This window comes from Gilliamella sp. LMG 34361, from assembly GCF_984569075.1.
In genome coordinates, this window is the sequence record NZ_OZ474903.1 from 197,659 (window position 1) to 222,006 (window position 24,348).

Annotated in this window: 20 protein-coding genes; 9 read left to right on the plus strand and 11 right to left on the minus strand. The window is 35.8% G+C overall.

Translation table 11 applies throughout. The features are described from left to right. Positions 1-157: 157 nt before the first annotated feature. Positions 158-1,288, minus strand: a complete 1,131-nt coding sequence (gene dnaJ / locus AC5LXI_RS01055) for a molecular chaperone DnaJ (protein WP_493443144.1) — start codon at positions 1,286-1,288, stop codon at positions 158-160. A 125-nt stretch (positions 1,289-1,413) separates the two neighbouring features. Beyond that, the gene (gene dnaK / locus AC5LXI_RS01060; RefSeq protein ID WP_493443145.1) at positions 1,414-3,333 is read right to left on the minus strand and encodes a molecular chaperone DnaK; all 1,920 of its coding nucleotides are present in this window, start codon (positions 3,331-3,333) and stop codon (positions 1,414-1,416) included. A 230-nt stretch (positions 3,334-3,563) separates the two neighbouring features. Between dnaK and satP the strand changes: the two genes are divergently transcribed. After that, positions 3,564-4,142 (plus strand): acetate uptake transporter, encoded by a 579-nt coding sequence (gene satP / locus AC5LXI_RS01065; RefSeq protein WP_493443146.1) that lies wholly within the window; start codon positions 3,564-3,566, stop codon positions 4,140-4,142. A gap of 86 nt (positions 4,143-4,228) precedes the next feature. Here the strand turns inward: satP and asnB are convergent, their stop codons facing one another. The 6 genes from asnB to polA all read right to left on the minus strand — a co-directional run bounded on the left by asnB (position 4,229) and on the right by polA (position 12,819). Next, positions 4,229-5,902, minus strand: coding sequence for an asparagine synthase B (gene asnB, locus AC5LXI_RS01070; RefSeq protein WP_493443147.1), 1,674 nt, complete (start codon positions 5,900-5,902; stop codon positions 4,229-4,231). Between the two features lie 151 nt (positions 5,903-6,053). Next, positions 6,054-6,398, minus strand: a complete 345-nt coding sequence (locus tag AC5LXI_RS01075) for a YdbL family probable chaperone protein (RefSeq protein ID WP_493443148.1) — start codon at positions 6,396-6,398, stop codon at positions 6,054-6,056. 121 nt (positions 6,399-6,519) lie between these two features. After that, the gene (locus tag AC5LXI_RS01080) at positions 6,520-6,705 is read right to left on the minus strand and encodes a YnbE family lipoprotein (protein WP_493443149.1); all 186 of its coding nucleotides are present in this window, start codon (positions 6,703-6,705) and stop codon (positions 6,520-6,522) included. An 18-nt stretch (positions 6,706-6,723) separates the two neighbouring features. Then, on the minus strand, positions 6,724-8,328 hold the full coding sequence (locus AC5LXI_RS01085) for an intermembrane phospholipid transport protein YdbH family protein (protein WP_493443150.1): 1,605 nt from the start codon (positions 8,326-8,328) through the stop codon (positions 6,724-6,726). A 51-nt stretch (positions 8,329-8,379) separates the two neighbouring features. After that, positions 8,380-9,810, minus strand: coding sequence for a glutamate--tRNA ligase (gene gltX, locus AC5LXI_RS01090; protein ID WP_493443151.1), 1,431 nt, complete (start codon positions 9,808-9,810; stop codon positions 8,380-8,382). Between the two features lie 240 nt (positions 9,811-10,050). After that, positions 10,051-12,819, minus strand: a complete 2,769-nt coding sequence (polA, locus tag AC5LXI_RS01095; RefSeq protein ID WP_493443152.1) for a DNA polymerase I — start codon at positions 12,817-12,819, stop codon at positions 10,051-10,053. Between the two features lie 204 nt (positions 12,820-13,023). Between polA and folE the strand changes: the two genes are divergently transcribed. From folE to ispH, 5 genes are all read left to right on the plus strand, one after another. After that, complete coding sequence (folE, locus tag AC5LXI_RS01100) at positions 13,024-13,683, plus strand: GTP cyclohydrolase I FolE (RefSeq protein ID WP_493443153.1); 660 nt, start codon at positions 13,024-13,026, stop codon at positions 13,681-13,683. Positions 13,684-13,872: 189 nt separating this feature from the next. Continuing rightward, entirely contained in the window at positions 13,873-14,811 is a 939-nt protein-coding gene (gene ribF / locus AC5LXI_RS01105; RefSeq protein WP_493443154.1) for a bifunctional riboflavin kinase/FAD synthetase, read from the plus strand. A 37-nt stretch (positions 14,812-14,848) separates the two neighbouring features. After that, positions 14,849-17,656 carry an isoleucine--tRNA ligase gene (gene ileS, locus AC5LXI_RS01110; RefSeq protein ID WP_493443155.1) on the plus strand — a complete coding sequence of 936 codons (2,808 nt, stop codon included), beginning with the start codon at positions 14,849-14,851 and terminating at the stop codon, positions 17,654-17,656. 118 nt (positions 17,657-17,774) lie between these two features. Further along, positions 17,775-18,233, plus strand: coding sequence for a signal peptidase II (gene lspA / locus AC5LXI_RS01115; RefSeq protein ID WP_493443156.1), 459 nt, complete (start codon positions 17,775-17,777; stop codon positions 18,231-18,233). Position 18,234: 1 nt separating this feature from the next. Beyond that, on the plus strand, positions 18,235-19,185 hold the full coding sequence (gene ispH / locus AC5LXI_RS01120; protein WP_493443157.1) for a 4-hydroxy-3-methylbut-2-enyl diphosphate reductase: 951 nt from the start codon (positions 18,235-18,237) through the stop codon (positions 19,183-19,185). On the opposite strand, the gene AC5LXI_RS01125 is transcribed toward ispH, so the two are convergent. The 3 genes from AC5LXI_RS01125 to kdgT form a co-directional block, all read right to left on the minus strand. Then, positions 19,182-19,430: a YfhL family 4Fe-4S dicluster ferredoxin gene (locus AC5LXI_RS01125; protein ID WP_493443158.1), complete on the minus strand. Its 249-nt coding sequence runs from the start codon at positions 19,428-19,430 to the stop codon at positions 19,182-19,184. The genes ispH and AC5LXI_RS01125 overlap by 4 nt on opposite strands. 203 nt (positions 19,431-19,633) lie before the next feature. Continuing rightward, a complete protein-coding gene (locus AC5LXI_RS01130) occupies positions 19,634-20,068 on the minus strand; it encodes a nuclear transport factor 2 family protein (RefSeq protein WP_493443159.1) in 435 nt (144 codons plus the stop codon). A gap of 25 nt (positions 20,069-20,093) precedes the next feature. Beyond that, complete coding sequence (gene kdgT, locus AC5LXI_RS01135) at positions 20,094-21,092, minus strand: 2-keto-3-deoxygluconate transporter (RefSeq protein ID WP_493443160.1); 999 nt, start codon at positions 21,090-21,092, stop codon at positions 20,094-20,096. A gap of 466 nt (positions 21,093-21,558) precedes the next feature. Between kdgT and AC5LXI_RS01140 the strand changes: the two genes are divergently transcribed. The 3 genes from AC5LXI_RS01140 to AC5LXI_RS01150 are packed head-to-tail and all read left to right on the plus strand — an operon-like array spanning position 21,559 to position 24,327. After that, positions 21,559-22,503, plus strand: coding sequence for a C-terminal binding protein (locus tag AC5LXI_RS01140; protein WP_493443161.1), 945 nt, complete (start codon positions 21,559-21,561; stop codon positions 22,501-22,503). Positions 22,504-22,532: 29 nt separating this feature from the next. Next, complete coding sequence (locus AC5LXI_RS01145; protein ID WP_493443162.1) at positions 22,533-23,537, plus strand: zinc-dependent alcohol dehydrogenase; 1,005 nt, start codon at positions 22,533-22,535, stop codon at positions 23,535-23,537. 28 nt (positions 23,538-23,565) lie between these two features. After that, a complete protein-coding gene (locus tag AC5LXI_RS01150; protein WP_493443163.1) occupies positions 23,566-24,327 on the plus strand; it encodes an SDR family oxidoreductase in 762 nt (253 codons plus the stop codon). Positions 24,328-24,348: the final 21 nt, after the last annotated feature.

Sequence of the window (24,348 nt, forward strand, 5' to 3'; positions counted from 1 at the left end):
TAGGTATATTAAATATTATATGACTTAATGTCAAATTATGAATATTTAATAATAAAAGGAAAATTCAAGATAACTGTAGTGAACTTATTAAAATATCAATAAGATAAAAAAATTGAGCCTTGATCATAAGGCTCGATTGTATTATTAACGATTTATGTTATCCAAAAAACTTCTTCACTTTATCAAAGAAACTTTTTTCTTTTGGACTATGTTTTGCGTTTTTATCGGCTTTAAAACTGTCACCTAACTCTTTGAGTAACTCTTTTTGTTTGCCAGTTAAGTTTACTGGGGTCTCAACCACGACATGGCAATACAAATCACCTACTGCGCCACCTCGTAATGATTTAATACCTTTTCCACGTAATCTAAACATTTTACCGGTTTGCGTTTCTGCCGGTATGGTTAAACTAACTTTACCATTTAGAGTTGGCACTTCAACTTCCCCACCAAGGGATGCTAACACAATATTAATTGGTATTTCACAATGTAAGTTAGTACCATCTCGCTCAAAAATTGCATGTGGTTTTACTTGTACCTGAACATATAAATCACCCGCTGGTGCGCCATTTAGTCCAGCTTCACCCTCACCTGAAAGTCGAATACGGTTTCCTGTATCAACCCCGGCTGGAATAGTAACGGATAACGTTTTCGTTTTTTGGATTCGTCCTTCACCACGACATTTTTTACATGGATTTTTAACAGTTTTTCCACGACCGTGACAGGTTGGACACTCTTGCTGCACAGCAAAAAAGCCTTGCCGCATTTGGACAACACCAGCACCATGACAAGTGTCACAGGTTACCACGTCAGACGATTTTTCAGTCCCTTGTCCATGACAGACATCACAAGTTACCCATGTTGGTACTTTGATCTCTTTACTTACGCCACTTGCTGCCTCTTCTAGCGTTAAGGAGATATTGTATTGTAAGTCATTGCCTCGTGACGCTGTTTGCCCTCGTCCTCGACCACCGCCGAAGAAATCACTGAAGATATCATCAAATGCCGAACCGCCACCAAAACCGCCAAAACCACCGAACCCTCCAGCACCTCCGTGCCCTTGTTCAAAAGCAGCGTGGCCATACTGATCATAAGCGGCTTTCTTTTGCGGATCGGTTAAGATTTCATAAGCTTCTTTGATTTCTTTAAATTTTGCTTCAGCTTCTGCTTTATTATCCTGATTTTTATCCGGATGATATTTCATGGCTAGGCGTTTGTAGACTTTTTTTATCTCAGCTTCAGTGGCACTTTTACTTACACCTAATGTTTCGTAATAATCTTTCTTCGCCATAATTAACCTTTACTTTAATCATTATATAAACAACTAAACGGGCTTGAGTTACCTCGCGCCCGTTTGATGTTTTACATGTTTAAAACTCGTTGAAATAACTCATTAGAAAACATATTAGTTAATGCTTATTTTTTCTCGTCATCAACTTCTTTGAAGTCAGCATCCACAACATCATCTTGCCCTGCTGAACTTCCGCTATTTGCTTGACCAGCAGATTGATCAGCTTGAGCTTGTTGTTGTGCTAACTCAAGTAATTTTTTTGACGCTTCCATTAATGCATTAATTTTAGCTTCGATCTCTGCTTTATCTTCACCGCGGGCAGCATTTTCTAAATCACTTACCGCGCTTTCGATAGCAGTTTTGTCATCAGCTGATAATTTATCGCCAGCTTCAGTCACTTGTTTACGAGTTGAGTGAACAAGGTGATCCGCTTGGTTACGAATTTGTGCTAACTCTTCAAATTTACGGTCAGTATCGGCATTTGCTTCCGCATCATTTATCATTTTTTGGATCTCTTCTTCACTTAATCCTGAAGAAGCTTTAATGGTAATGTTTTGCTCACGACCAGTATTTTTATCTTTTGCAGATACATGCAGAAGACCATCAACATCGATATCAAAGGTTACTTCAATTTGTGGCATACCGCGTGGTGCAGCTTGAATACCATCAAGGTTAAATTGACCCAATGATTTGTTATCACTTGCACGCTTACGTTCACCTTGTAACACATGAATAGTTACCGCGGATTGATTATCTTCAGCAGTTGAAAACACTTGACTATGATAAGTTGGAATAGCTGAGTTTTTCTCAATCAAGGTAGTCATGACACCACCCATGGTTTCAATACCTAATGATAATGGTGTTACGTCAAGTAATAATACGTCTTTAACATCACCACCTAATACACCACCTTGCACTGCAGCACCAACAGCTACTGCTTCGTCAGGGTTAACATCTTTACGTGGCTCTTTACCAAAGAAATCGGCAACGGCTTTTTGTACCATTGGCATACGTGTTTGGCCACCAACTAAGATCACATCTTTAATATCAGAAACAGAAAGACCTGCATCTTTTAATGCTGTTTTAACTGGTTCCATTGAACGTTTAACTAAATCTTCAACTAATGATTCAAGTTTAGCGCGAGTCACTTTGATATTTAAGTGTTTTGGTCCAGTTGCATCAGCTGTGATATAAGGTAAGTTAATATCAGTTTGTTGAGCTGATGATAATTCGATTTTCGCTTTTTCAGCCGCTTCTTTTAAACGTTGCATCGCTAGTGGATCATTTTTAAGATCGAAACCTTGTTCACGTTTAAATTCATCAACTAAGTAGTTAATTAAGCGTGAGTCAAAGTCTTCACCACCTAAGTGAGTATCACCATTAGTTGCTAATACTTCAAATAATTTTTCACCATCAACTTCATAAATTTCGATAATTGAAATATCGAAAGTACCACCACCAAGGTCATATACGACAATACGATGGTTATCCACATCTTTATCTAGGCCATAAGCAAGTGCGGCAGCTGTTGGTTCGTTGATGATACGTTTTACATCTAAACCAGCAATACGACCAGCATCTTTGGTTGCTTGACGTTGTGCGTCATTAAAGTAAGCTGGAACAGTAATAACTGCTTCAGTAACCGGTTCACCAAGATAATCTTCTGCGGTTTTTTTCATTTTCTTTAAAACTTCAGCAGAAATTTGTGGTGGCGCAATTTTTTGACCTTTAACATCAACCCAAGCATCGCCATTATCTGCTTTAACAATTTTATATGGCATAATACCAACATCACGTTGTACTTCAGCGTCTTCATAACGACGACCGATTAAACGTTTAATTGCAAATAATGTATTTTGTGGATTTGTTACTGCCTGACGTTTAGCTGGTTGACCAACTAGAATTTCGCCATCTTGTGTGTAAGCAATAATCGATGGGGTTGTGCGATCACCCTCGGCATTTTCTAATACTTTTGCTTGACCGTTATCCATTACTGCAACACATGAATTTGTTGTACCTAAGTCGATACCAATAATTTTACCCATAATCGTTTCTCCTCAAACCTGTATTTTATTCTCTGTATATAAGTCTTAAATATTCAATTTCAAGCCCTTATTTTGACAAAGATATGTAATTGTTTTCACATAAATGGGAACATTATTGTTAATATCAAGGGGGCAAATAAAAATAATTTTTTTATAGACCTTGATTCCAATAATCTCACCTCTTATTATTGCAATCCATTTTTATCATTGTGTTTAACAATAGGAAATATATGCAGCAAACTAAACTTGCCAATCCAGGACCATTGGGGCTTATGGGATTTGGTATGACAACAATTTTATTAAATATTCATAATGCAGGCTTTTTTTCGGTTACCACAGCCATTGTTGCTATGGGTATTTTTTATGGTGGACTGGCTCAAGTGATCGCCGGAATTTTAGAATTCCGTAAAGGCAATACCTTTGGCACCACAGCTTTTACTTCATATGGTTTTTTCTGGATAGCATTAGTCGGTATTTGGTATTTACCCACTTCATCAGCAACGGTAAACACGGATGCAACTTTTTTAGGTATTTTTCTAGCACTGTGGGGAATTTTTACCGCCTTTATGTTTATCGGCACTTTAAAAGCAAATCGTGCATTGCAATTTGTTTTTGCTAGCTTAACGGTTTTATTTGCTTTATTAGCAATCGGTAACATCTCTGGTAACCATGACATTATTCATATTGCCGGCTTTGAAGGCATTATTTGTGGTGCAAGTGCAATTTACCTTGCTATGGCTGAAGTGCTCAATGAGCAATACGGCCGTACAATTCTACCAATTGGCGCGGCAAAAGGCGCAACACATTAAGCAATACCCTTTTGTGATGATAGCATTGTGAGCATAAAAAAACGGGGAAATATCCCCGTTTTTTTTATTTTTCTTTATGATACTATTTATTTTTTATAAGCATCATTATGGACACCAACTGCTGCACGACCAGAAGGATCATTTAGATTTTTAAATGACTCATCCCATTCGATCGCTTTAGCTGTTGAACAAGCTACTGTTGGACCACCAGGTACGCAATGTGCCGCACTTTCAACTGGGAATAATTCGTCAAAAATCTCGCGATACATATACGCTTCTTTTGAGGTTGGTGTATTGTATGGGAAGCGGAATTTTGCGTTTTCTAGCTGTTGATCAGTAATTTTGCTTTCAGCAATCTCTTTTAAAGTATCGATCCAACTATAACCTACACCGTCAGAGAATTGCTCTTTTTGACGCCATACTACTGAGGCAGGTAAGTAAGATTCAAATGCTTCACGAACAATGTGTTTTTCCATTTTACCGTTACTGCCACACATTTTATCCTTAGGATTAATGCGCATTGCAACATCTAAGAATTTTTTATCTAAGAATGGTACGCGTGCTTCTACACCCCAAGCAGCCATAGCTTTATTAGCACGAGCACAATCATACATATGAAGCGCAGCTAATTTACGTACGGTTTCTTCATGGAACTCTTTGGCATTTGGTGCTTTGTGGAAATAGAGATAACCACCAAATACTTCATCCGCACCTTCACCCGATAACACCATTTTGATTCCCATTGCTTTAATTTTTCTTGCCATTAAATACATTGGAGTTGAAGCACGGATGGTTGTTACATCGTAAGTTTCGATGTAATAAATAACATCACGAATCGCATCAATACCTTCCTGAATGGTGAAGTTAATTTCGTGATGAACGGTACCTAAATGGTCAGCAACGGCTTGTGCTGCTTTAAGATCCGGCGCTCCTTTTAGACCAACCGCAAAAGAGTGCAATTGTGGCCACCATGCTGCTGATTTTTCATGATCTTCAACACGACGAGCTGAGAATTTTTTTGTAATCGCTGAAATGACTGAAGAATCAAGTCCACCTGATAATAAAACCCCATAAGGCACATCAGACATAAGGTGGCTTTTAACAGACTCTTCTAATGCAACACGAAGTTCATTGATATCAGTTTTGTTATCTTTAACATTATCGTACTGCATCCAATCGCGTTTGTAATAGGTTTTAATTTCACCTTCAGTACTAGATAAATAACAACCAGGAGGGAAAGCCTCAATTGTTTTACAAACTGGAACTAGTGCTTTCATTTCAGAGGCAACATAAAATGTGCCATTTTCATCATATCCCATATACATCGGAATAATACCGATATGATCACGACCAATAAAATAAGTACCTTTATTAATGTCATAAAGGATAAACGCGAACATACCTTGTAAGTCATCAAGACAGTGAATACCTTTTTCTTGGTATAAAGCTAAGATCACTTCACAGTCAGATCCGGTCTGAAATTCATAACGATCTTTATACTGATTTCGGAGTTCTTGATGATTATAGATTTCGCCATTAACCGCTAAAACTAGCGTTTTGTCTTTATTATAAAGCGGCTGAGATCCTGTATTAACATCTACAATTGATAGACGTTCATGAGCTAAAATAGCTTTATCAGAAGCAAAAATGCCAGACCAATCAGGGCCACGATGACGTTGCAGGCTTGATAGCTCTAACGCTTTTGTTCGTAGCTGTTCCGGATCTGATTTAATATCAAGAATACCTAAAATCGAACACATTGAATTTCTCCATTTAAATTCGCTAAAACGAAACTATTTACTAATAAAATTTATTTTAAATATTATTGCAAGCAAATCACAAAAATAACAGGATACACATTATTGATTAACAATTAAAGTACAATATCGGTTATCCTGTAAAAGATAGCTTTTATTTTTTTATCCATTGTCCTTGCTGTTTTATATACTGCCCAGCAGGTGTTTTTTCTTGTGCTTTAGTTCCTGCCCTGTTTTGAACTTCAACTAGTGGCACATTACTTTGAGCTGATACTTTTTGATACTCTTGTTTACGAGCCTGATTAATTAACTGAGCAATTTCGCTAGCATTACCTTCATTTTTTACAACACCTAAATAACCATCGGCTTGTTCTCCCACTAAACCATTGGCTTTGGCTTGGCCTAATGAATTAATCGCTTGATCTAAATTTAAAGCAAATACAGGCAAAGCTAATAAGATTGACAATAATGTTACTGTTGCTTTTTTATAGATATTCATGACAGACTCCTTATTAAATGCATCATATTAAGATGAATTGAATATGTGTAAAAACGGTTAAAAATTAAATCTTTTGCTGTAAAAGTCATTTTTATGCGCTCATACTAATAATATCAGTAATTTAATATAAACCTGATTTATTGATAATATTATCTAGCGCTTTATCTACTTTGATATTAATTTCATGATCAATCTTAACATTCAAATTGATATTGATTGGTTCATTAGGCGCTTGTACCTTAACCGTTGGCGTACACCCCATTAATACAGCACTACACACCATAATGGTAATAATATTTTTAAGCATAGAATAACCTCTTATCTATCAAGATTTCCTTTTTAAATACGCTTCAATACGTTTTCGAATAGGTTCGTTAATTTGATCGGAAAGTTGTAAACTCATTAATAATTTTGCAATATTTTCTTCAAGATTAATATTTAAATTCACTGCTTTACCATTCTCAACATCACGGTTACTACCTTGGATGTTTAATCCTAATTTAGCAATTTCATTAGCATAATTAACGGTACCAGATAATTTAGTATAATGAAAATTCTTGATAATATCAGTGAGAATTTTCATATTAGGGTTGGCTTGCGCATAATTTTTTAGCGCTGAGTTCTCAAACTGCAAATATCCTTCGTTAACAGTCACTAATTGACCGTTTTTTATAATGATTTCAGTTAAAGCTGTCCCTTTTTTACTTGATGGTAATACTGTTATCGGCAAAATTCCATCAATAGCGCCATATCCAGCCAGACCTTCAGCTGGGTATTTATCAAAGATATCCTTTAATTGTATCTTTTTTAACCTTAAATTAAATTGTTGGGGTAATTTTGCTAAATTCAATTGCCCTTTATCAAGAGAAACAGAGCCAGAAAAAATAGTGGCTTGTGCTAATTGCCATTTTACAACTCCTTTATTTGGCGCAGCTAAAGATGCTGAATAACTTCCAGCTAATTTTATTTTTTCAAAAATAACACCAATATTCACTTGTTGAATGGTTAATGCTGAAGTTGTAACAGTAAATTGATTATTGTTAAATAAAAGATTTATATCCCCCAAGGCGGATTTAAATTCGCTAGCTTTATATATGCCGTCAAATTTATTAATTGTTAATGTTGATTTGACATTAACTTGATTTGTTTTAAATGGGATAGGCAATGCTGCATCAAGAGTTAATTTTCCGATCAATGGTTTAATAATTAAATCATCAGAGAAGTTCGCTTTTTCAATATTAACTAGTGCATTATCGGTACTTTTTAGAGTAAATAGCTTATCGGTTAAAACACCGCTGAATGGTAAAGTTAAACTACCTTTTTCAAAACCAAAATACGATAAGGAAATGGTCAAAACACCATTTTCAATTTCAACCGATGAATTTGATTGATTAAATGAGATATCAGCAGCAAGCGTTGCCATATCCTGAGAATTACTGGCTAGATTGAGTTGCAAAGTATTTTGATTTTTAACCACTGCAACTTTCAGATTAAATAATTCACTATCTTGCTGGTGTAATGTTAAATGTTCAATGTTAATATTTGTTGGTAACCAGGCAATGATAGTCGAGATCAATGAAGGTTCAAAAGTAGATTGATCAAGTTGTTGTAATTGATCATCAGCAACCTTTGCTACTGCTTGTGTATTGGTTAAATCGGCTTTTTGCCAATAGATATCGATATTTTTAGCGCTTAGCTGTGACCATGATATTTTCACATCGCTGGCCGTTACTGATAATTGTGATTGCTGAGCAATATTTAGTTCAGCAAAAGATAAACCATCCCAGCCGATGTTGATACCTTGCCAGTCTATCGAAAGATTATATTCATCCTTAAATGCTATCCAATATCGCCAACCATATAAGCTCACTATCACTATAATAAGTAATATAATGGCTGGAATCCAATAACGTTTCTTTAAGCGAGTCATTATAAACTCTCTATAAATGAATCGCCGAATAATATCGGCGATTGAATGATATTATGCTTGGACTTGTTCTCTGTTAGCAATATAATCCAATGCTTTGTCAATTCTAGCTAATGTCCGTTTTTTTCCAACGGCGTAAACCGTTGCATCAACAGAAGGAGATTGACCGATTCCTGTTACGGCAACACGAAGTGGCATACCAACTTTTCCCATACCTACTTCAAGTTCGGTGGCTGTTACCTCAATAGCCTGATGAATTTTATCAATTTGCCAATCAAAATCGGAAATCGATTCAATTTTGGCTTTGATTGCTTCTAAAGGTTCTTTGGCAACCGGTCGCAAATGCTTTTTAGCGGCGTCAGCATCAAACTCATCAAAATCTTGATAGCAATAATTACATGATTCAGCCATTTCTTTTAATGTCTTACAGCGTTCACCAAATAGTTTAACGATAGTAATCAAATCTGGACCGTGGGTTAAATCATAACCTTGCTGATTCATATGCCAAACTAAATGTTGAGCGACATAATCAGCATCTAAATGGTTAATATAATGATGATTTAACCAGAGTAATTTTTCAGTATTAAATGCACTCGCTGATTTGCTTACTGCATCTAACGAGAAGAAATCTATCATTTCTTGTACTGAAAATATCTCCTGATCCCCATGAGACCAACCAAGACGAACTAAATAATTAAGCAAGGCTTCTGGCAAATAGCCATCATCACGATATTGCATCACGCTCACTGCGCCATGACGTTTCGAGAGTTTCTGACCATCATCACCTAAAATCATCGATACATGACCATATTCAGGCAGTGGTGCACCTAATGCTTTAAGAATGTTAATTTGACGAGGCGTGTTGTTGATATGATCCTCACCGCGAATCACATGGGTGATTTCCATATCCCAGTCATCAACAACGACACAAAAGTTATAAGTTGGAGAACCGTCAGTACGACGAATGATGAGATCATCAAGCTCTTTATTGGCAATTTCAATTGGTCCTCGAATTAAATCGTTGAAAACGACAACGCCATCAATCGGATTAGCAAAACGAACAACATGCGGTTCGCTATGGGAATGTTGTTTTTGTACTTCATCACAACGACAATGGCCGTCATAACGCGCTTTTTCGCCTTTAGCCATTTGCTCTTCACGCAATTTTTCTAAGCGCTCTTTTGAGCAATAACAACGATAAGCCGTTCCATTCGCCAACATTTCGTCAATAACTTGATTGTAACGATCAAAGCGTTTAGTTTGAAAATAAGGGCCTTCATCCCATGATAATTTTAACCAATTCATACCTTCCATAATCGCGTCAATCGCTTCTGGTGTTGAACGTTCAAGGTCGGTATCTTCAATACGCAATACAAAGGCGCCATGCGCATGGCGGGTATAAAGCCAAGAATAAAGCGCAGTACGAGCACCACCAACATGTAAGTAACCTGTTGGGCTTGGCGCAAAACGGGTTTTAATTTTCATGAAATAATCCTATTAATAAAGAACATAAAAACGTCAATTCGTCACTCACGCTCTTTTTTTATATAACCGCTTTCCACAAAATTAGGAAAGACTATTGCAATAAATTCAATTTATCTACTTATTTTAGCACGCCAAAAGGTTTCGGCAAGCCATCAGTAATAGACAAAATTAACGACTAATTTAATTAGTTATTCAATGTATGATTGTATATAAAAATCAAAGCATAAATGTTCAAAATGATTAGTGAGCTTCATCCCAATTATTACCAATACCGACATCCACTTTTAATGGTACTGAAAGTTGGTAACAATTTTCCATAATGGATTTAATAGATACACTATATTCACTAACAAATTCTTCTTTAACCTCAAATATTAGCTCATCGTGTACTTGCATTAACATTCTGATATTACCGCTAGGCTGGTTTTTAATCCATTCACTCATCTTGATCATCGCTGTTTTGATAATATCTGCTGCGGTACCTTGCATTGGTGCGTTAATTGCCGCACGTTCAGCACCTCGTTTTTCATTAACTCTCGATGACGTTATTTTTGGTAGATATAACCGTCTTCCCGATAAGGTCTCAACATAGCCTTGGGTCGATGCTTGATTACGAATTTTTTCCATATAGGTTTGTACGCCAGGATAACGTTCAAAATAACGATCAATATAGAATGTTGCCTCTTTTCGAGGTATATTAATTTGTTTAGATAACCCAAAAGCACTCATACCATAAATCAATCCAAAATTTACGGCTTTAGCTCGTCTTCGTTCTTCAGAAGTAACTTCTGACTCTGGTTTACTTAAAATTTCGCTAGCTGTTACTCGATGAATGTCTTTATCATGGGCAAACGCATTTAACAGACTTTTATCCTGCGATAAATGCGCCATAATACGAAGCTCTATTTGTGAATAATCAGCTGAAATGACTTTATAACCTTTCGGCGCAATAAACGCTTGACGAATACGACGTCCTTCCTCGGTACGAACAGGGATATTTTGTAAATTAGGGTCATTTGATGACAATCGTCCTGTTACCGTACCAATTTGGTTATAGTTGGTATGAATTCGGTGATCGATTGGACTAATCATCAATGGTAATTTATCTGTATAAGTATTTTTTAATTTCGCTAACCCTCGATAATGTAAAATTTTACGAGGTAATACATACGTATTGGCTAGTTCGCTTAATACTTCTTCACTGGTTGAAGGATCACCTTTAGGTGTTTTCTTTAACACAGGTAATTGATGTTTATCAAATAAAATAGCTTGAATTTGTTTTGGGGAACCTGGATTAAATTTCTCACCAGCAAGAAATTGCAGCTCATCTTCGGTATCTTTCAATATTTTACTAAGTTCTTTTGAATAGTCATTTAACTGTTTAGCATCAACAAGAACACCTGTTCTTTCCATATCAGCTAAGATAAGCGCCAGAGGCATTTCGATGTCTGAAAATAATTTTGTCAGTTTTTCATTTTTTTCGAGCTCTGGCCATAATTTTTGGTGCAATTGGAGAGTAATATCTGCATCTTCAGCGGCATATTGTGTCGTTTTTTCAACGTCAATGGCATCAATACTTAATTGGCTTCTATTAACTTTAGTTAATTCATCATAGGTAATCGTATGATATTTCAAATAACGTTTTGCCATACTATCCATATCATGTCGCTCAGTACTATTTAATATATAGGACTCTAACATGGTGTCATAAGCGATACCTTGTACTTGAATACCATAATTAGCCAATACACTGTAATCAAATTTAGCATTTTGGGCAATTTTTTTGATTTTGGGATTTTCTAATATTGGTTTTAATTTGGCCAATACATCATTAATTGGTAACTGTTCTGGAACACCGAGATATTGATGCGCTATAGGAATATAAGCGGCTTGATGTGGCGCAACACTTAGTGATATCCCAACAAGTTTAGCATGGACATGATCGATATTGTTAGTTTCAGTATCAAATGCAAATGCTTCACAACGAGTTAATTTAGCAATCCATTCATCTAATTGCGTATTAGTTAAAATGCAATGATAATCCTTTTCGTCTAATTTACTCGCTGGCTCTGCTTGGCTTGATAATTTCTCATCAATATCGATAGAAATTTGACCTTGTTGATTTAAAAAATTGCCTGTAATTAAGTCTTTTTGCCAACGATGGAAATCGTAATAATCAAATAATTCAACCAATTTTTTTGCATCAATATCACCAATAAGCAACTGTTCAGTCGTAAAATCTAATGGAACATCTGTTTTGATGGTTGCTAATAAATAACAAAGATCCGCTTCTTTTTTATGATCGACTAATTTTTGTTTTAATGATTTAGCACCACGAATTGGCAATTTTTCGATCTCATCTAGGTGACTATAAATATCATTTAAACTATCAAAATGCGTTAATAAATTTAGTGCTGTTTTTTCACCAATGCCCGGAACACCCGGAATGTTATCGGATGTATCACCTCTTAACGCTAAGTAATCAATCATTTTTCTAGGCGGCACACCAAATTTTTCCATTACACCTTTCGGATCAAGGATCGTGTTATTCATAGTATTAATTAGCGTGATTTTATCACTCACTAATTGTGCCATGTCTTTATCACCAGTACTGATTAATACCTCAAGATTTTCTTTTTCTGCTTGTTTAGCTAATGTGCCTATCACATCGTCAGCCTCGACACCGTCTACGCAAAGCAGCGGTAATCCCATTGCTTTTAAAATAGTGTGAATTGGTTCAATTTGCGGCCGTAAATTTTCAGGCATTTCTTGACGAGTAGCTTTATATTCACTATAAATTTCATTACGAAAAGATCCACCGCTAGCATCAAAAACAACAGCAATATGTGTAGGATCATATTGATTGATTAAACTGCGTATCATATTAACAACACCAATAATAGCCCCTGTAGGCTCTCCTTTGGCATTAGTTAACGGAGGACATGCAAAAAAAGCACGATAAAGATAAGAAGAGCCATCAATTAGAATAATTGGCGTATTATTTGGCATTTATAGTTACCCAAATGTTATTTAATACAATTATTATCAGTATAACCTAATTAGAAACAATATTCTTGTGAACACCGATAATATAGTGTAAAAATATTCGATACAGCATATATTTTTAACCTAAATTGATTTGTTAAAAATACTATATGTCGTTATATCTGTATTATATAATACGGTATCTATTTCAGTCTGAGTATTAAATAAATGACAGAATTAAGTCTTGCTGCGCAAGAAGTCAAAAAAGCACTAGCAGCTAAAAATCTTGAAACCCCATCATGTCGTTTACCTATGGATAGTTGCGAGCGGAAAACCAAAATTGAAGAACATTTCCAAGAAATAATGAAACTTATGGAATTAGATTTGAGTGATGATAGCCTTAGCGAAACACCACATCGTGTTGCAAAAATGTATGTTGATGAGATCTTTTCCGGACTTAACTATCATAACTTTCCCAAAATCACCCTGATTGAAAACAAAATGCAGGTTGATGAAATGATTACCGTTCGGGATATTACTTTAACCAGCGTTTGTGAACACCATTTTGTAACAATCGATGGAAAAGCCACCGTTTCTTATATCCCTAAAGATAAAGTGATCGGTTTATCGAAAATTAATCGGATTGTTGAATTTTTCTCCCAGCGTCCGCAAGTGCAAGAAAGATTAACGCAACAAATTTTGGTTGCTTTGCAAACATTATTAGGAACAGTCAATGTTGCCGTTTCGATTGACGCTACCCACTATTGTGTTAAAGCGCGTGGTATTAAAGATTCCAATAGTTTAACCACCACAACCGCATTAGGTGGGGGATTTAAAACGAATCCTAGCACTCGACAAGAATTTTTAAGAGCGCTAAAACACTATTAATAAAATCATCAGAAACATACAGTAGTAAAAATACAAAAACGCTTGGTATCCACATCAAGCGTTTTCAATTTACACATCACAAAATATTCCTTATCTAAAAGCCCTATTGATATTAGGTGCATCTTTGCGAAAGATTGGTATAATTCACAGCTATTTAAGTTAAAACATCACAATTAATAACACGCTTTCATGAAGATAATCCGCGGTATAGCTAATTTAAACAATCAATTTTCTCAATGTGTACTTACATTGGGAAACTTTGATGGCGTGCATTTAGGACACCAACAATTAATTAACCATTTAATAGAGCAAGGTAAGCGATTGAATTTGCCAACAGTTGTGATGTTATTTGAACCTCAACCTTTAGAGTTTTTGGGCAAGAAAAATGCTCCAGCAAGATTAACATCATTTAAAGAAAAGACGCAGTTAATTGAAAAACTCGGTATCGATTATATTATTGCTGTCCCATTTACTCTTACCTTTGCCAATATGTCAGCCCCAGATTTTATTCAAGATTGGTTGATAAATAAATTACAAGCTAAATATATTGTTATTGGTGATGATTTCCGATTTGGCTGTGAGCGTAAAGGTGATATCAAACTTTTACAAATGTATGCTCATAATTATCAATTTATAGTTGAAAGTATGCCAACGTTTGTATGGAACGATTTAAGAATCAGCAGCACAGCGGTTCGTGAAGCATTATTTAATAGCGATTTTAAATTAGCTCATTACCTTTTAGGCCGCGATTATGCCATTCAAGGGAAAGTCGTTCACGGAAATGCATTGGCAAGACAGTTAGGTTTTCCAACAGCCAATATTCATTTAAATCGAAGTAAACCTGCCTTGCAAGGCGTCTATTTGGTTAAAGTCAGGAATTGTTGTTATGATCAACATTATCATGGCATTGCCAATATCGGTATCAGACCAACTATTCAAGGCAAAAAAGCCATTTTAGAGGTGAATCTATTTGACTTTTCAGGTGATATTTATGGACAATATTTAGACGTTACCTTTGTTCATAAATTACGCGACGAGAAAAAATTTGATTCTCTAACTGATTTAAAACAACAAATTGCACAAGATGTTTGCACTGCGAAACAGATCAGTGCAAAATTAACCAATTAAAAAGTAGTATCAACAAAATTAACTGGAATAAATTAGCATGACAGACTATAAAAATACATTGAATTTACCGGAAACCGGATTCCCTATGCGAGGCGATCTTGCTAAACGTGAACCGGCGATGTTGCAAAATTGGTATGATAAAGAACTTTATCGCAAAATCCGTCAAGTAAAAAAAGGCAAAAAGGCTTTTATTTTGCATGATGGACCTCCTTATGCAAACGGAAAACTTCATATCGGTCATGCCGTTAATAAAATAATTAAAGATATTATCATTAAATCTAAAGGTTTAAGTGGTTATGACTCCCCGTATATTCCAGGATGGGATTGTCATGGTTTGCCGATTGAGCAAAAAGTTGAAGAACAAGTTGGTAAACCTGGCGTAAAAGTAACACCGGCCGAGTTTCGCCAGATTTGCCGCGATTACGCTGCTTCACAAGTTGAACTACAAAAAGCTGATTTTATTCGTATGGGTGTACTTGGCGATTGGCAAAATCCATATCGTACAATGAACTATGATACTGAAGCGAATATTATTCGGGCTTTAGGTAGAGTAATTGAAAATGGTCATTTGATCAAAGGGGCTAAACCAGTTTATTGGTGTACCGACTGTATGTCAGCCTTAGCGGAAGCCGAAGTTGAATATTATGATAAATCATCACCGGCAATTGATGTCAAATTTAAAGCAACTGACAATCAAGCAGTAGCAAACAAATTCGGGATTAATACTGATTTAACTATTTATGCGGTTATCTGGACCACCACACCATGGACATTACCAGCTAGCCGAGGAATTGCACTTAATGCAACGGTAGAATATCAATTAGTCCAAATCAACGATAAAGAGTGCTTAATTTTAGCTGCTGATTTAGTTGAATCAGTTATGAAACGTGCTGATATCACTGATTGGAAAATCTTAGGTTCTTGCCAAGGTGATGCGCTTGAATTATTACGTTTCAAACATCCGTTCCTCGATTTTGATGAGCCAATTGTACTTGGTGAACACGTTACTGTTGATGCGGGTACTGGTGCTGTTCATACCGCTCCAGGTCACGGTGCTGAAGACTTTATCGTTGGCCAAAAATATGGCCTTGAAGTCGCCAACCCAGTTGGAGGTAATGGTTGTTATTTACCAGGAACAGGCGCTGGTTTAGATGGTTTATTCGTTTTTAAAGCCAATAAAGTAGTTATTGAGCTATTAAAAGAACACAATGCACTATTACACTTTGAAAATATTGAACATAGTTACCCGTGCTGTTGGCGACATAAAACACCTGTTATCTACCGTGCAACACCACAATGGTTTATCAGCATGGATAAACAAGGTTTACGTGCCCAATCATTAAAAGAGATTAAACAAGTTCGTTGGATCCCTGATTGGGGTCAAGCTCGAATTGAAACCATGGTGGCAAATCGTCCTGATTGGTGTATTTCACGTCAACGTACATGGGGTGTACCAATGACGTTATTTGTACACAAAGAAACTGAAGAGTTACATCCAGACACACTACAATTAGTCGAAAAAGTCGCTAAATTAGTTGAGAAAAATGGTATTCAAGCATGGTGGGATGCCGATATTAAAGATCTATTAGGTCCCGATGCCGATGATTATCGTAAAGTACCAGACACGCTAGATGTATGGTTTGATTCAGGTTCAACATTCTACTCAGTTGTTGGCGTACGTCCTGAGTTTGAAGGACATGAAGCGGATATGTATTTAGAAGGTTCAGATCAACATCGGGGTTGGTTTATGTCTTCGTTAATGTTATCAACTGCAATTGATAACAAAGCACCATATAAACAAGTATTAACACATGGCTTTGTGGTCGATGGACAAGGTCGTAAAATGTCTAAATCGCTAGGTAATATCGTTACACCACAAGAGGTAATGAATAAATTAGGAGCCGATATTCTACGATTATGGATTGCTTCAACCGATTATTCAGGTGAAATGAGCTATTCAGATGAAATCATCAAACGTGCAGCTGATAGCTATCGTCGTATCCGTAATACTGCGCGTTTCTTATTGGCTAACTTAAATGGTTTCGATCCAGTAAAAGATATGGTTAAACCTGAAGATATGGTGGTACTCGATCGCTGGGCGGTTAGCGTGGCGAAAGAAGCACAAGAACAAATTATTCAAGCCTATGAAAACTACGATTTCCATAGAGTGGTACAACGCATAATGCAATTCTGCTCAATTGAAATGGGATCATTCTATTTAGATATTATCAAAGATCGTCAATATACGGCGAAAAGTGACAGTATTGCCCGTCATAGCTGTCAAACAGCGTTATACCATATTGCGCAAGCAATGGTTCGTTGGATTGCACCTGTTTTATCATTTACTGCAGATGAAATTTGGCAATATCTACCGGCAACAGAAAAATCAGAATTTGTGTTTGAAGATGAATGGTACACATCACTATTTAGCCTGTCTGAGAGTGAAACACTAAATAGCGCTTACTGGGCACAAATTTTAACTATTCGTAGTGAAGTGAACAAAGTGTTAGAGCAAGGTCGTAATGATAAAGTCATTGGTGGCTCGCTCGAAGCAGCAGTTACACTTTATGCCAATATCGAAATTGCCACAGCACTTGCGAAATTAGAAAACGAATTACGTTTTGTATTATTGACGTCACAAGCAAGTGTTAAACCGTTAGACAATGCATCACAACAAGCAGTACAAAGTGATATTCAAGGTCTTAAAATTGAGCTTGCTAAAGCACAAGGCGATAAATGCCCTCGCTGCTGGCATTATACTGTTGATAACAATCCAACCACTCACTTATGTAAACGCTGTGAAGAAAATATTCATGGCAATGGTGAAGTAAGACATTTTGCTTAACCACTAACAGTTAGTGTTAGGTATAGAAAAGAGCTATAAAAATAATCTTATAGCAATTAACTAAGTACATTTACCGCCGACGATTGTCGGCGGTATTATAATTATGAGCATAGACTATATGAAAAAAGATAACGGACTTTACTGGTTAATATTAGCGGTTGTGGTTTTTGTTATAGATATCGCAAGTAAATTTTGGATTGTGAATAACTTTTTCCTTTTTGAATCAGTAAATTTACTACCCTTCTTCTCGATCACTTATGTCCGTAATATTGGTGCCGCTTTTAGTATATTTGAAGGCCAACGCTGGATATTGGCAGCAATTGCTTTTATTGTCAGCACGGTAATTGTTTATTTGCTATATCGCAATAAACAAAAATTAGAAAACGTTTCATTAGCATTCATTTTAGGTGGTGCATTAGGAAACCTTTTTGACCGACTTTATCATGGCTTTGTTGTCGACTTTCTAGATGTCAATTTTGGCGATTGGCATTATCCGACTTTTAATATTGCTGATTGTGCGATTTGTTTAGGTATTGGATTATTCATTCTAAGCAATTATGCAAAAAAGACCACCTAACATGCAGATTATATTAGCTAATCCTCGCGGCTTTTGTGCCGGCGTTGATCGAGCTATTACAATCGTTGAACGTGCATTGGAACTATTTGGTTCTCCGGTTTATGTTCGCCACGAGGTTGTGCATAACCGTTACGTGGTTAACCGTTTAAAAGAGCTAGGCGCAATATTCATTGAAGAAATCAATGAAGTACCTGACGACAGTATCCTTATTTTTTCTGCCCATGGCGTATCTAAAGCCGTTCGTGATGAAGCAAAACGTCGTCAACTACGCATATTCGATGCAACATGCCCTTTAGTAACCAAAGTTCATATGGAAGTCGCCAGAGCAAGCTATCGAGGTGAAGAAGTTATTCTTATAGGCCATGCTGGCCACATTGAAGTTGATGGTACGATGGGGCAATACAGTAACCCAGCAGGTGGCATTTATTTAGTTGAATCAATTGAGGATGTACAAAAATTACAAGTCAAAAACGACAATCATCTCTGTTTTACAACACAAACCACCTTATCGGTTGATGATACAGCAGAGATCATTGAAGCGTTAAAAAATCGATTTCCCCATATTCGTAGTCCACGTAAAAACGACATCTGTTACGCTACCACCAATCGTCAGCAGGCGGTTAAACAGTTATCATCACAAGCCGATATTGTTTTAGTTGTTGGATCTAAAAATTCGTCAAACTCAAACCGATTGGCTGAACTTGCACAGCGAAACAGCAAAAATGCCTACTTAATTGATTATGCATCTGACATTAACCTTGAATGGTTAGAGAATGTTAGAACAATTGGCGTAACCGCTGGCGCATCTGCGCCAGATATTTTAGTTAAACAAGTTATTGATCATCTAAAAAGTCTAGGTTGTACATCGATGATTGAAACCGAAGGTATTACTGAAAATATTACTTTTGAAATTCCTAAAGAGTTACGTATAGAAGTTAAAACAACATACTAAGAAGACAGTTGTTTAAATTTTTCCAATAACTCTTCTTGGCTTTCGACATGGTCAGGATCAGCGATAATCGCATTTTGAATCGGACAAACGCGTTGACAAGTTGAATGATCATAATAACCTACGCATTCTGTGCATTTATTGGGATCAATTTCATATGTATCAAACCCCATCGAGATGGCCTCATTTGGACACTCTGGTTCACACATATCACAATTAATACACTTATCAGTTATTTTTAACGCCATTGCTTAATATCTTTAACGAGTAAAAAATTTGCGCCATTATAGCGCAATAGCGAATAAATCCTAATATGGATCTACGTTAACATTGAGCATTGACCAAATTTTTGCAAAAAATTTTGAGGAACGGGGTTTTTGAAGTTCTAAAATTGAACAAAATAAGCGTTACTAATCAAACAAATATAGATCGTAACGCTCATTGATATTTATTATTGTGGAAGTTTATAGGCTTGACGTGCAAGTAGTTTCCAATCACTATCAACTTTTTTGAAGACTAACATCACACCAATTTTTACTTTACCGATTTTACCACTATTGTTGGTATCAGCAGAAAAAACGTGTCTAACAATGGCGGTATCACCTTCAGTCGTTATGGTTTGGTCTTGAAATTCTAGCGTGGTAAAACCAGAACGTCCACTGACTATTGCATCAACAAATTCTGCTTTATTCTCAATCACAGCACTAGAATGGCCATAAGTTAATGAAGGTAATGCAACATTTTCTAACTGTGCTTTATCGGCACTAAGCATGGCTAATCGCATAGTTTCTACAGCTTGTTCTACCGTGCTTTGGTTTGGAGTAGCGGCATAACTACTGCCAATTGATAACACGATAATTAACATAAAACTTAAAATTTTTTTCATACTATTTCTCCTTAATTACTTTTGTTTATTCACTTTTTGTTGAAAGAACTAACTCTTCTTCATTTTTAATTGAATTTGGATTGAATTTTTTTGCCCAAATTGAAGTGATAATTGGTACAACAACTGATGTAACAATCACACTTGTGGCAACCATTGCCGTTGCCGCAGAAGCAACAGGAGCAAATTCAGGCACCATCTCAGCAATCAATAAGGGTGTTGCCACAGCGGCCCCCGCAGAACTTGAGGCGGCAACCCCTGCGGTACCATTTCCTTTACCAAGAAATTTATCAGATAAGATAAGTGGAATACCGGTAATAACGATGACTAATAAGCCTAATAAAATTCCGGCTACACCTGTTTCAAAAATAACCTGTAGTTTTATGCTATTACCTAGTGCAAAAGCAAAGAACGGAATTAATGTCTGTACCGCGTTACCAAATAATTTTCGAAGATCAGAGTCTAAATTTCCAAGCATAAAACCAATTAAAAAAGGTAATACGGCACCAATAAATAATCTTGGTTCAAATGAAGCAACGCCAGAAGTCCCCAAAATGACCATTGTCATCAAAGGGCCTGATTCTAAAGACATTAATACAAAAGCACCGGCTTCTTCTTTTGAACCATACTGATTCATCAAAGCCGCATATAAACCACCATTAGTCATATCCATTGAAGCAACTAAGGCAAGAATTGAGAAACCAGCAAATATTCCGCCTTCTACCATATAACCATTGGTCCAAAAAGTACCAGCAATAAGGGCTACAAACCATGCGGTCGCGATTTTAGTTACCACTAATACACCTGATTTTCTCAACATCATGCCGGTTGCTTTAAGCTCAATAGAAGCTCCCATACAAAAAAACCAAACGGCTAATATAGGCACTGTTCCTGAAATTAAACCATTAGAAAAAGATCCTAAATATTTTCCTCCACCAGGAAAAATCGTATTACATAAGGCGCCAAGAAAAAGAGGAATTAACATTAATCCTCCTGGGACTTTATCAATAAACTTTTTTATTTTCATTTATACATTCCTAAAAATTAACAATATGATTTAAATAAATTAATTTAACTTATATAAAAAACACTTTAAGCAAAATTATATATTCGGAATACCATTCCTTTTTTGAATATACAAAATAATAAAATAAAATCAATTTTGATTCTTAATTTTGTGATAAATATCACCAATTAAAAATCAAACCTATATTTTTTAATATTATTTTTTTCATTGATAAATTGACTAAATTAACAAACTAGATTGAATATTGTTTATAAAGGATAGCGATAGAAAAAATAGTAAAAAAACACCAAACAATAAAATATATAAATAAAAATAAAATAAACAAATAGTTAATATTTATGATGTTAATAATGGATTAAAATTTTATGTGACGCAGATCACAATAAATAATAAATGAAATATCATTCTTTTAAATTCTTAATTATGATTCTTTCGGAATGATATTCCATTTAATAGAGGTAAACGAATGAAGATTTATATTACAGATTGTGACCATGAATCCATGGACATTGAAAAAAAGACTTTTACTAAAGAGGGTGTGGATTTTGAAATCTTAAACGTCACACAACCCGAAGATATTATCCGAGCTTGTCACAATGCAGATGCATTGATTTTACAATATGCGACTATTTCCGATAACGTACTGAGTTCTTTAAAAAATTTAAAAGGTGTTGTTCGTTATGGTGTTGGTGTTAATACCATTGATATTGAGTCAGCAACTAAAAATAACGTAGCGGTTTGTAATGTTCCTGATTATGGAACAAATGAAGTTGCTGATCACGCCTTGGCACTTATTATGGCTTTAGCCAGAAAGTTACCATTATTGATAAAAGATACAAAAAGCAATATTTGGGCATATGAAAAAGCTATTCCTATTTATCGATTACAAGAACAAACTGCTGGCATTATTGGTTTAGGAAGAATTGGCTTGTCATTAGCCAAAAAACTTCATGGCATTGGATTAAAAGTTATTGGTTTTGACCCGTTAGCTAAAAAAGAGCAACTTCCAGATTATATCAACTTTGTTAGTTTAGACGAGTTATTAAGCCACTCAGATATTATTTCGCTTAATTTACCATTAACAAAGAGCACCGAGAACTTAATTGATAGTAAAGCGTTCTCAAAAATGAAAAGCAATTGCTATTTAGTTAATACCGCAAGAGGCGGCATTGTAAATGAAGAAGCGCTTTATCAAGCATTATTAAATCATACCATTGCTGGTGCTGCGCTTGATGTATTTAAGCAAGAACCGCCAACAGATAGAAAATTATTCAGCTTAGATAATTTCATTGCAACGCCTCATGCAGCTTGGTATTCAGAACAATCTCAACAAGATTTAAAAAGAAAAGCGGCTGAAGAAGCAATCCGCTTAGCAAAAGGTGAAAAACCACTCTATTGTTTAAACAAATAAGAATATCTATCAATTACAGGATATAAAACATGAAAGCAATAATTTATAAAGGTCCAAATGATGTAGTTTGTGAGCAAACCGTTGAACCGGTAGTTAATGAAAATGAAGTATTAATAAAAGTAAGTCATGCGGGAATTTGTGGTTCAGATCTTAATATTTATTTAGGCGTACATCCTAGAGCCAAAGCACCATTAGTATTAGGTCATGAATTTTCAGGTTATGTCGTTAATGGCGATGAGCAATTACCAACTGGAACTAAAGTATGTGTACGCCCACTTATTTCTTGCGGTAAATGTTCTGCTTGTGAATCAGGTAATAGTCATGTCTGTAAAACACTTAATCTTTATGGCATTGATACCGCTGGGGGGATGGCTGAATATGTGAAAGTAGATAGAAGTAAAATTCATGTTTTACCAAATGATTTTCCGATGGATTTGGGGGCATTTGTTGAACCATTAGCTGTCGGTATTCACGCTGTAGCAAGAACACCTTTTAAAATAGGTGATAGCGTTGTTGTGTTTGGTGCAGGCACAATTGGCCTTTGTGTAGCAAGTGTTCTGAAACTAGCCGGCGCCAAACAAGTGATTATTATTGAAACCAATGATTTTCGCATTAATTTAGCTAAAGATCTCGGTTTTACGGTGATCAACCCGCAAAAAGATGATGTATTAAATACAGTATTAAAATTAACCAATCAAGTCGGTGCTGATATTGTTTATGACTGTGCTGCGCACCCAACTGTTGCTTTGCAATTAACTGATTTAGTCAGAGTTCAAGGTACGATTGAAATTGTTGGTTCATATAAAAAACCTACAGAATTTAAATTACTCGACATTGAGTTTAAAGAACTCAACATCATTGGTACTAGAGTGTATGAAGCAAGGGATTTTGAAACTGCAATCCAATTCATACAACAAGATTTCCCATATAAAAAATTACTCACCATATTGCCTCCAGAGGAAGCAAAACAAGGATTTGCTAATGCTTTAACCGGTGAAAACGTAATTAAAACAATATTTAAATTTTCTGATTAATAAGATTATAAATTTAAGGTATACCATTATGAAAAATAAAAACCCTTTTGACTTAACCGGTAAAAACGCCATAGTGACAGGAGCCTCTCGCGGAATAGGTAAATCTCTAGCAATGAGCTTAGCTAATGCCGGCGCTAATATTATTATCATTGATGTTGCTCGTGATGAACAAACTGAGTTAGCAATAAAACAATATAACGTATCTTGTGAAACGATTATATTTGACCTAGCTAACTTTGATAAATATGAAAATCTTATTTCAGATATCATAAAAAAATATCAACATATTGATATTTTAATCAATAATGCTGGTATACAGCGTCGTCACCCTTCCGTTGATTTTCCGAAAAATGATTGGGATCTCGTCATTAATATTAATATGAATGCAGTATTTTTTATGTGTCAACAAGTGGGTAAACACATGATTGAGCGAGGTTACGGAAAAATAGTCAATATTGCATCTTTACTGGCTTTCCAAGGCGGTTATACCATCCCGGCTTATACAGCTGCTAAATCGGCAGTGGCTGGTTTTTCAAAATCACTATCCAATGAATGGGCATCTAAGGGGATTACCATCAATTGTATCGCCCCTGGTTATATTGCTACAGAAATGAATACGGCATTGATGAATGACGAAACGCGTAATCGTCAAATTCTAGAGCGGATTCCAGCCGGACGATGGGGAAATCCTGAGGATTTAGGAGGTACCGCAGTATTCTTATCCTCTAGTGCATCTGATTATATCAATGGTTTTACCATTGCTGTTGATGGTGGATGGTTAGGTAGATAGTCGCTTTTTTAAATTAATTTT

Bases quoted from the DNA above. Each gene is read 5' to 3' on its own strand.
- AC5LXI_RS01130 (WP_493443159.1), bottom strand. From the start codon at position 20,068: ATGAAAAAAATTTTAAGTTTTATGTTAATTATCGTGTTATCAATTGGC.
- kdgT (WP_493443160.1), bottom strand. From the start codon at position 21,092: ATGAAAATAAAAAAGTTTATTGATAAAGTCCCAGGAGGATTAATGTTA.
- lspA (WP_493443156.1), top strand. From the start codon at position 17,775: ATGAAAAAAGATAACGGACTTTACTGGTTAATATTAGCGGTTGTGGTT.
- AC5LXI_RS01125 (WP_493443158.1), bottom strand. From the start codon at position 19,430: ATGGCGTTAAAAATAACTGATAAGTGTATTAATTGTGATATGTGTGAA.
- dnaK (WP_493443145.1), bottom strand. From the start codon at position 3,333: ATGGGTAAAATTATTGGTATCGACTTAGGTACAACAAATTCATGTGTT.
- ileS (WP_493443155.1), top strand. From the start codon at position 14,849: ATGACAGACTATAAAAATACATTGAATTTACCGGAAACCGGATTCCCT.
- satP (WP_493443146.1), top strand. From the start codon at position 3,564: ATGCAGCAAACTAAACTTGCCAATCCAGGACCATTGGGGCTTATGGGA.
- AC5LXI_RS01075 (WP_493443148.1), bottom strand. From the start codon at position 6,398: ATGAATATCTATAAAAAAGCAACAGTAACATTATTGTCAATCTTATTA.
- ispH (WP_493443157.1), top strand. From the start codon at position 18,235: ATGCAGATTATATTAGCTAATCCTCGCGGCTTTTGTGCCGGCGTTGAT.
- polA (WP_493443152.1), bottom strand. From the start codon at position 12,819: ATGCCAAATAATACGCCAATTATTCTAATTGATGGCTCTTCTTATCTT.
- ribF (WP_493443154.1), top strand. From the start codon at position 13,873: ATGAAGATAATCCGCGGTATAGCTAATTTAAACAATCAATTTTCTCAA.
- AC5LXI_RS01140 (WP_493443161.1), top strand. From the start codon at position 21,559: ATGAAGATTTATATTACAGATTGTGACCATGAATCCATGGACATTGAA.
- AC5LXI_RS01145 (WP_493443162.1), top strand. From the start codon at position 22,533: ATGAAAGCAATAATTTATAAAGGTCCAAATGATGTAGTTTGTGAGCAA.
- asnB (WP_493443147.1), bottom strand. From the start codon at position 5,902: ATGTGTTCGATTTTAGGTATTCTTGATATTAAATCAGATCCGGAACAG.
- gltX (WP_493443151.1), bottom strand. From the start codon at position 9,810: ATGAAAATTAAAACCCGTTTTGCGCCAAGCCCAACAGGTTACTTACAT.
- AC5LXI_RS01080 (WP_493443149.1), bottom strand. From the start codon at position 6,705: ATGCTTAAAAATATTATTACCATTATGGTGTGTAGTGCTGTATTAATG.
- AC5LXI_RS01085 (WP_493443150.1), bottom strand. From the start codon at position 8,328: ATGACTCGCTTAAAGAAACGTTATTGGATTCCAGCCATTATATTACTT.
- AC5LXI_RS01150 (WP_493443163.1), top strand. From the start codon at position 23,566: ATGAAAAATAAAAACCCTTTTGACTTAACCGGTAAAAACGCCATAGTG.
- dnaJ (WP_493443144.1), bottom strand. From the start codon at position 1,288: ATGGCGAAGAAAGATTATTACGAAACATTAGGTGTAAGTAAAAGTGCC.
- folE (WP_493443153.1), top strand. From the start codon at position 13,024: ATGACAGAATTAAGTCTTGCTGCGCAAGAAGTCAAAAAAGCACTAGCA.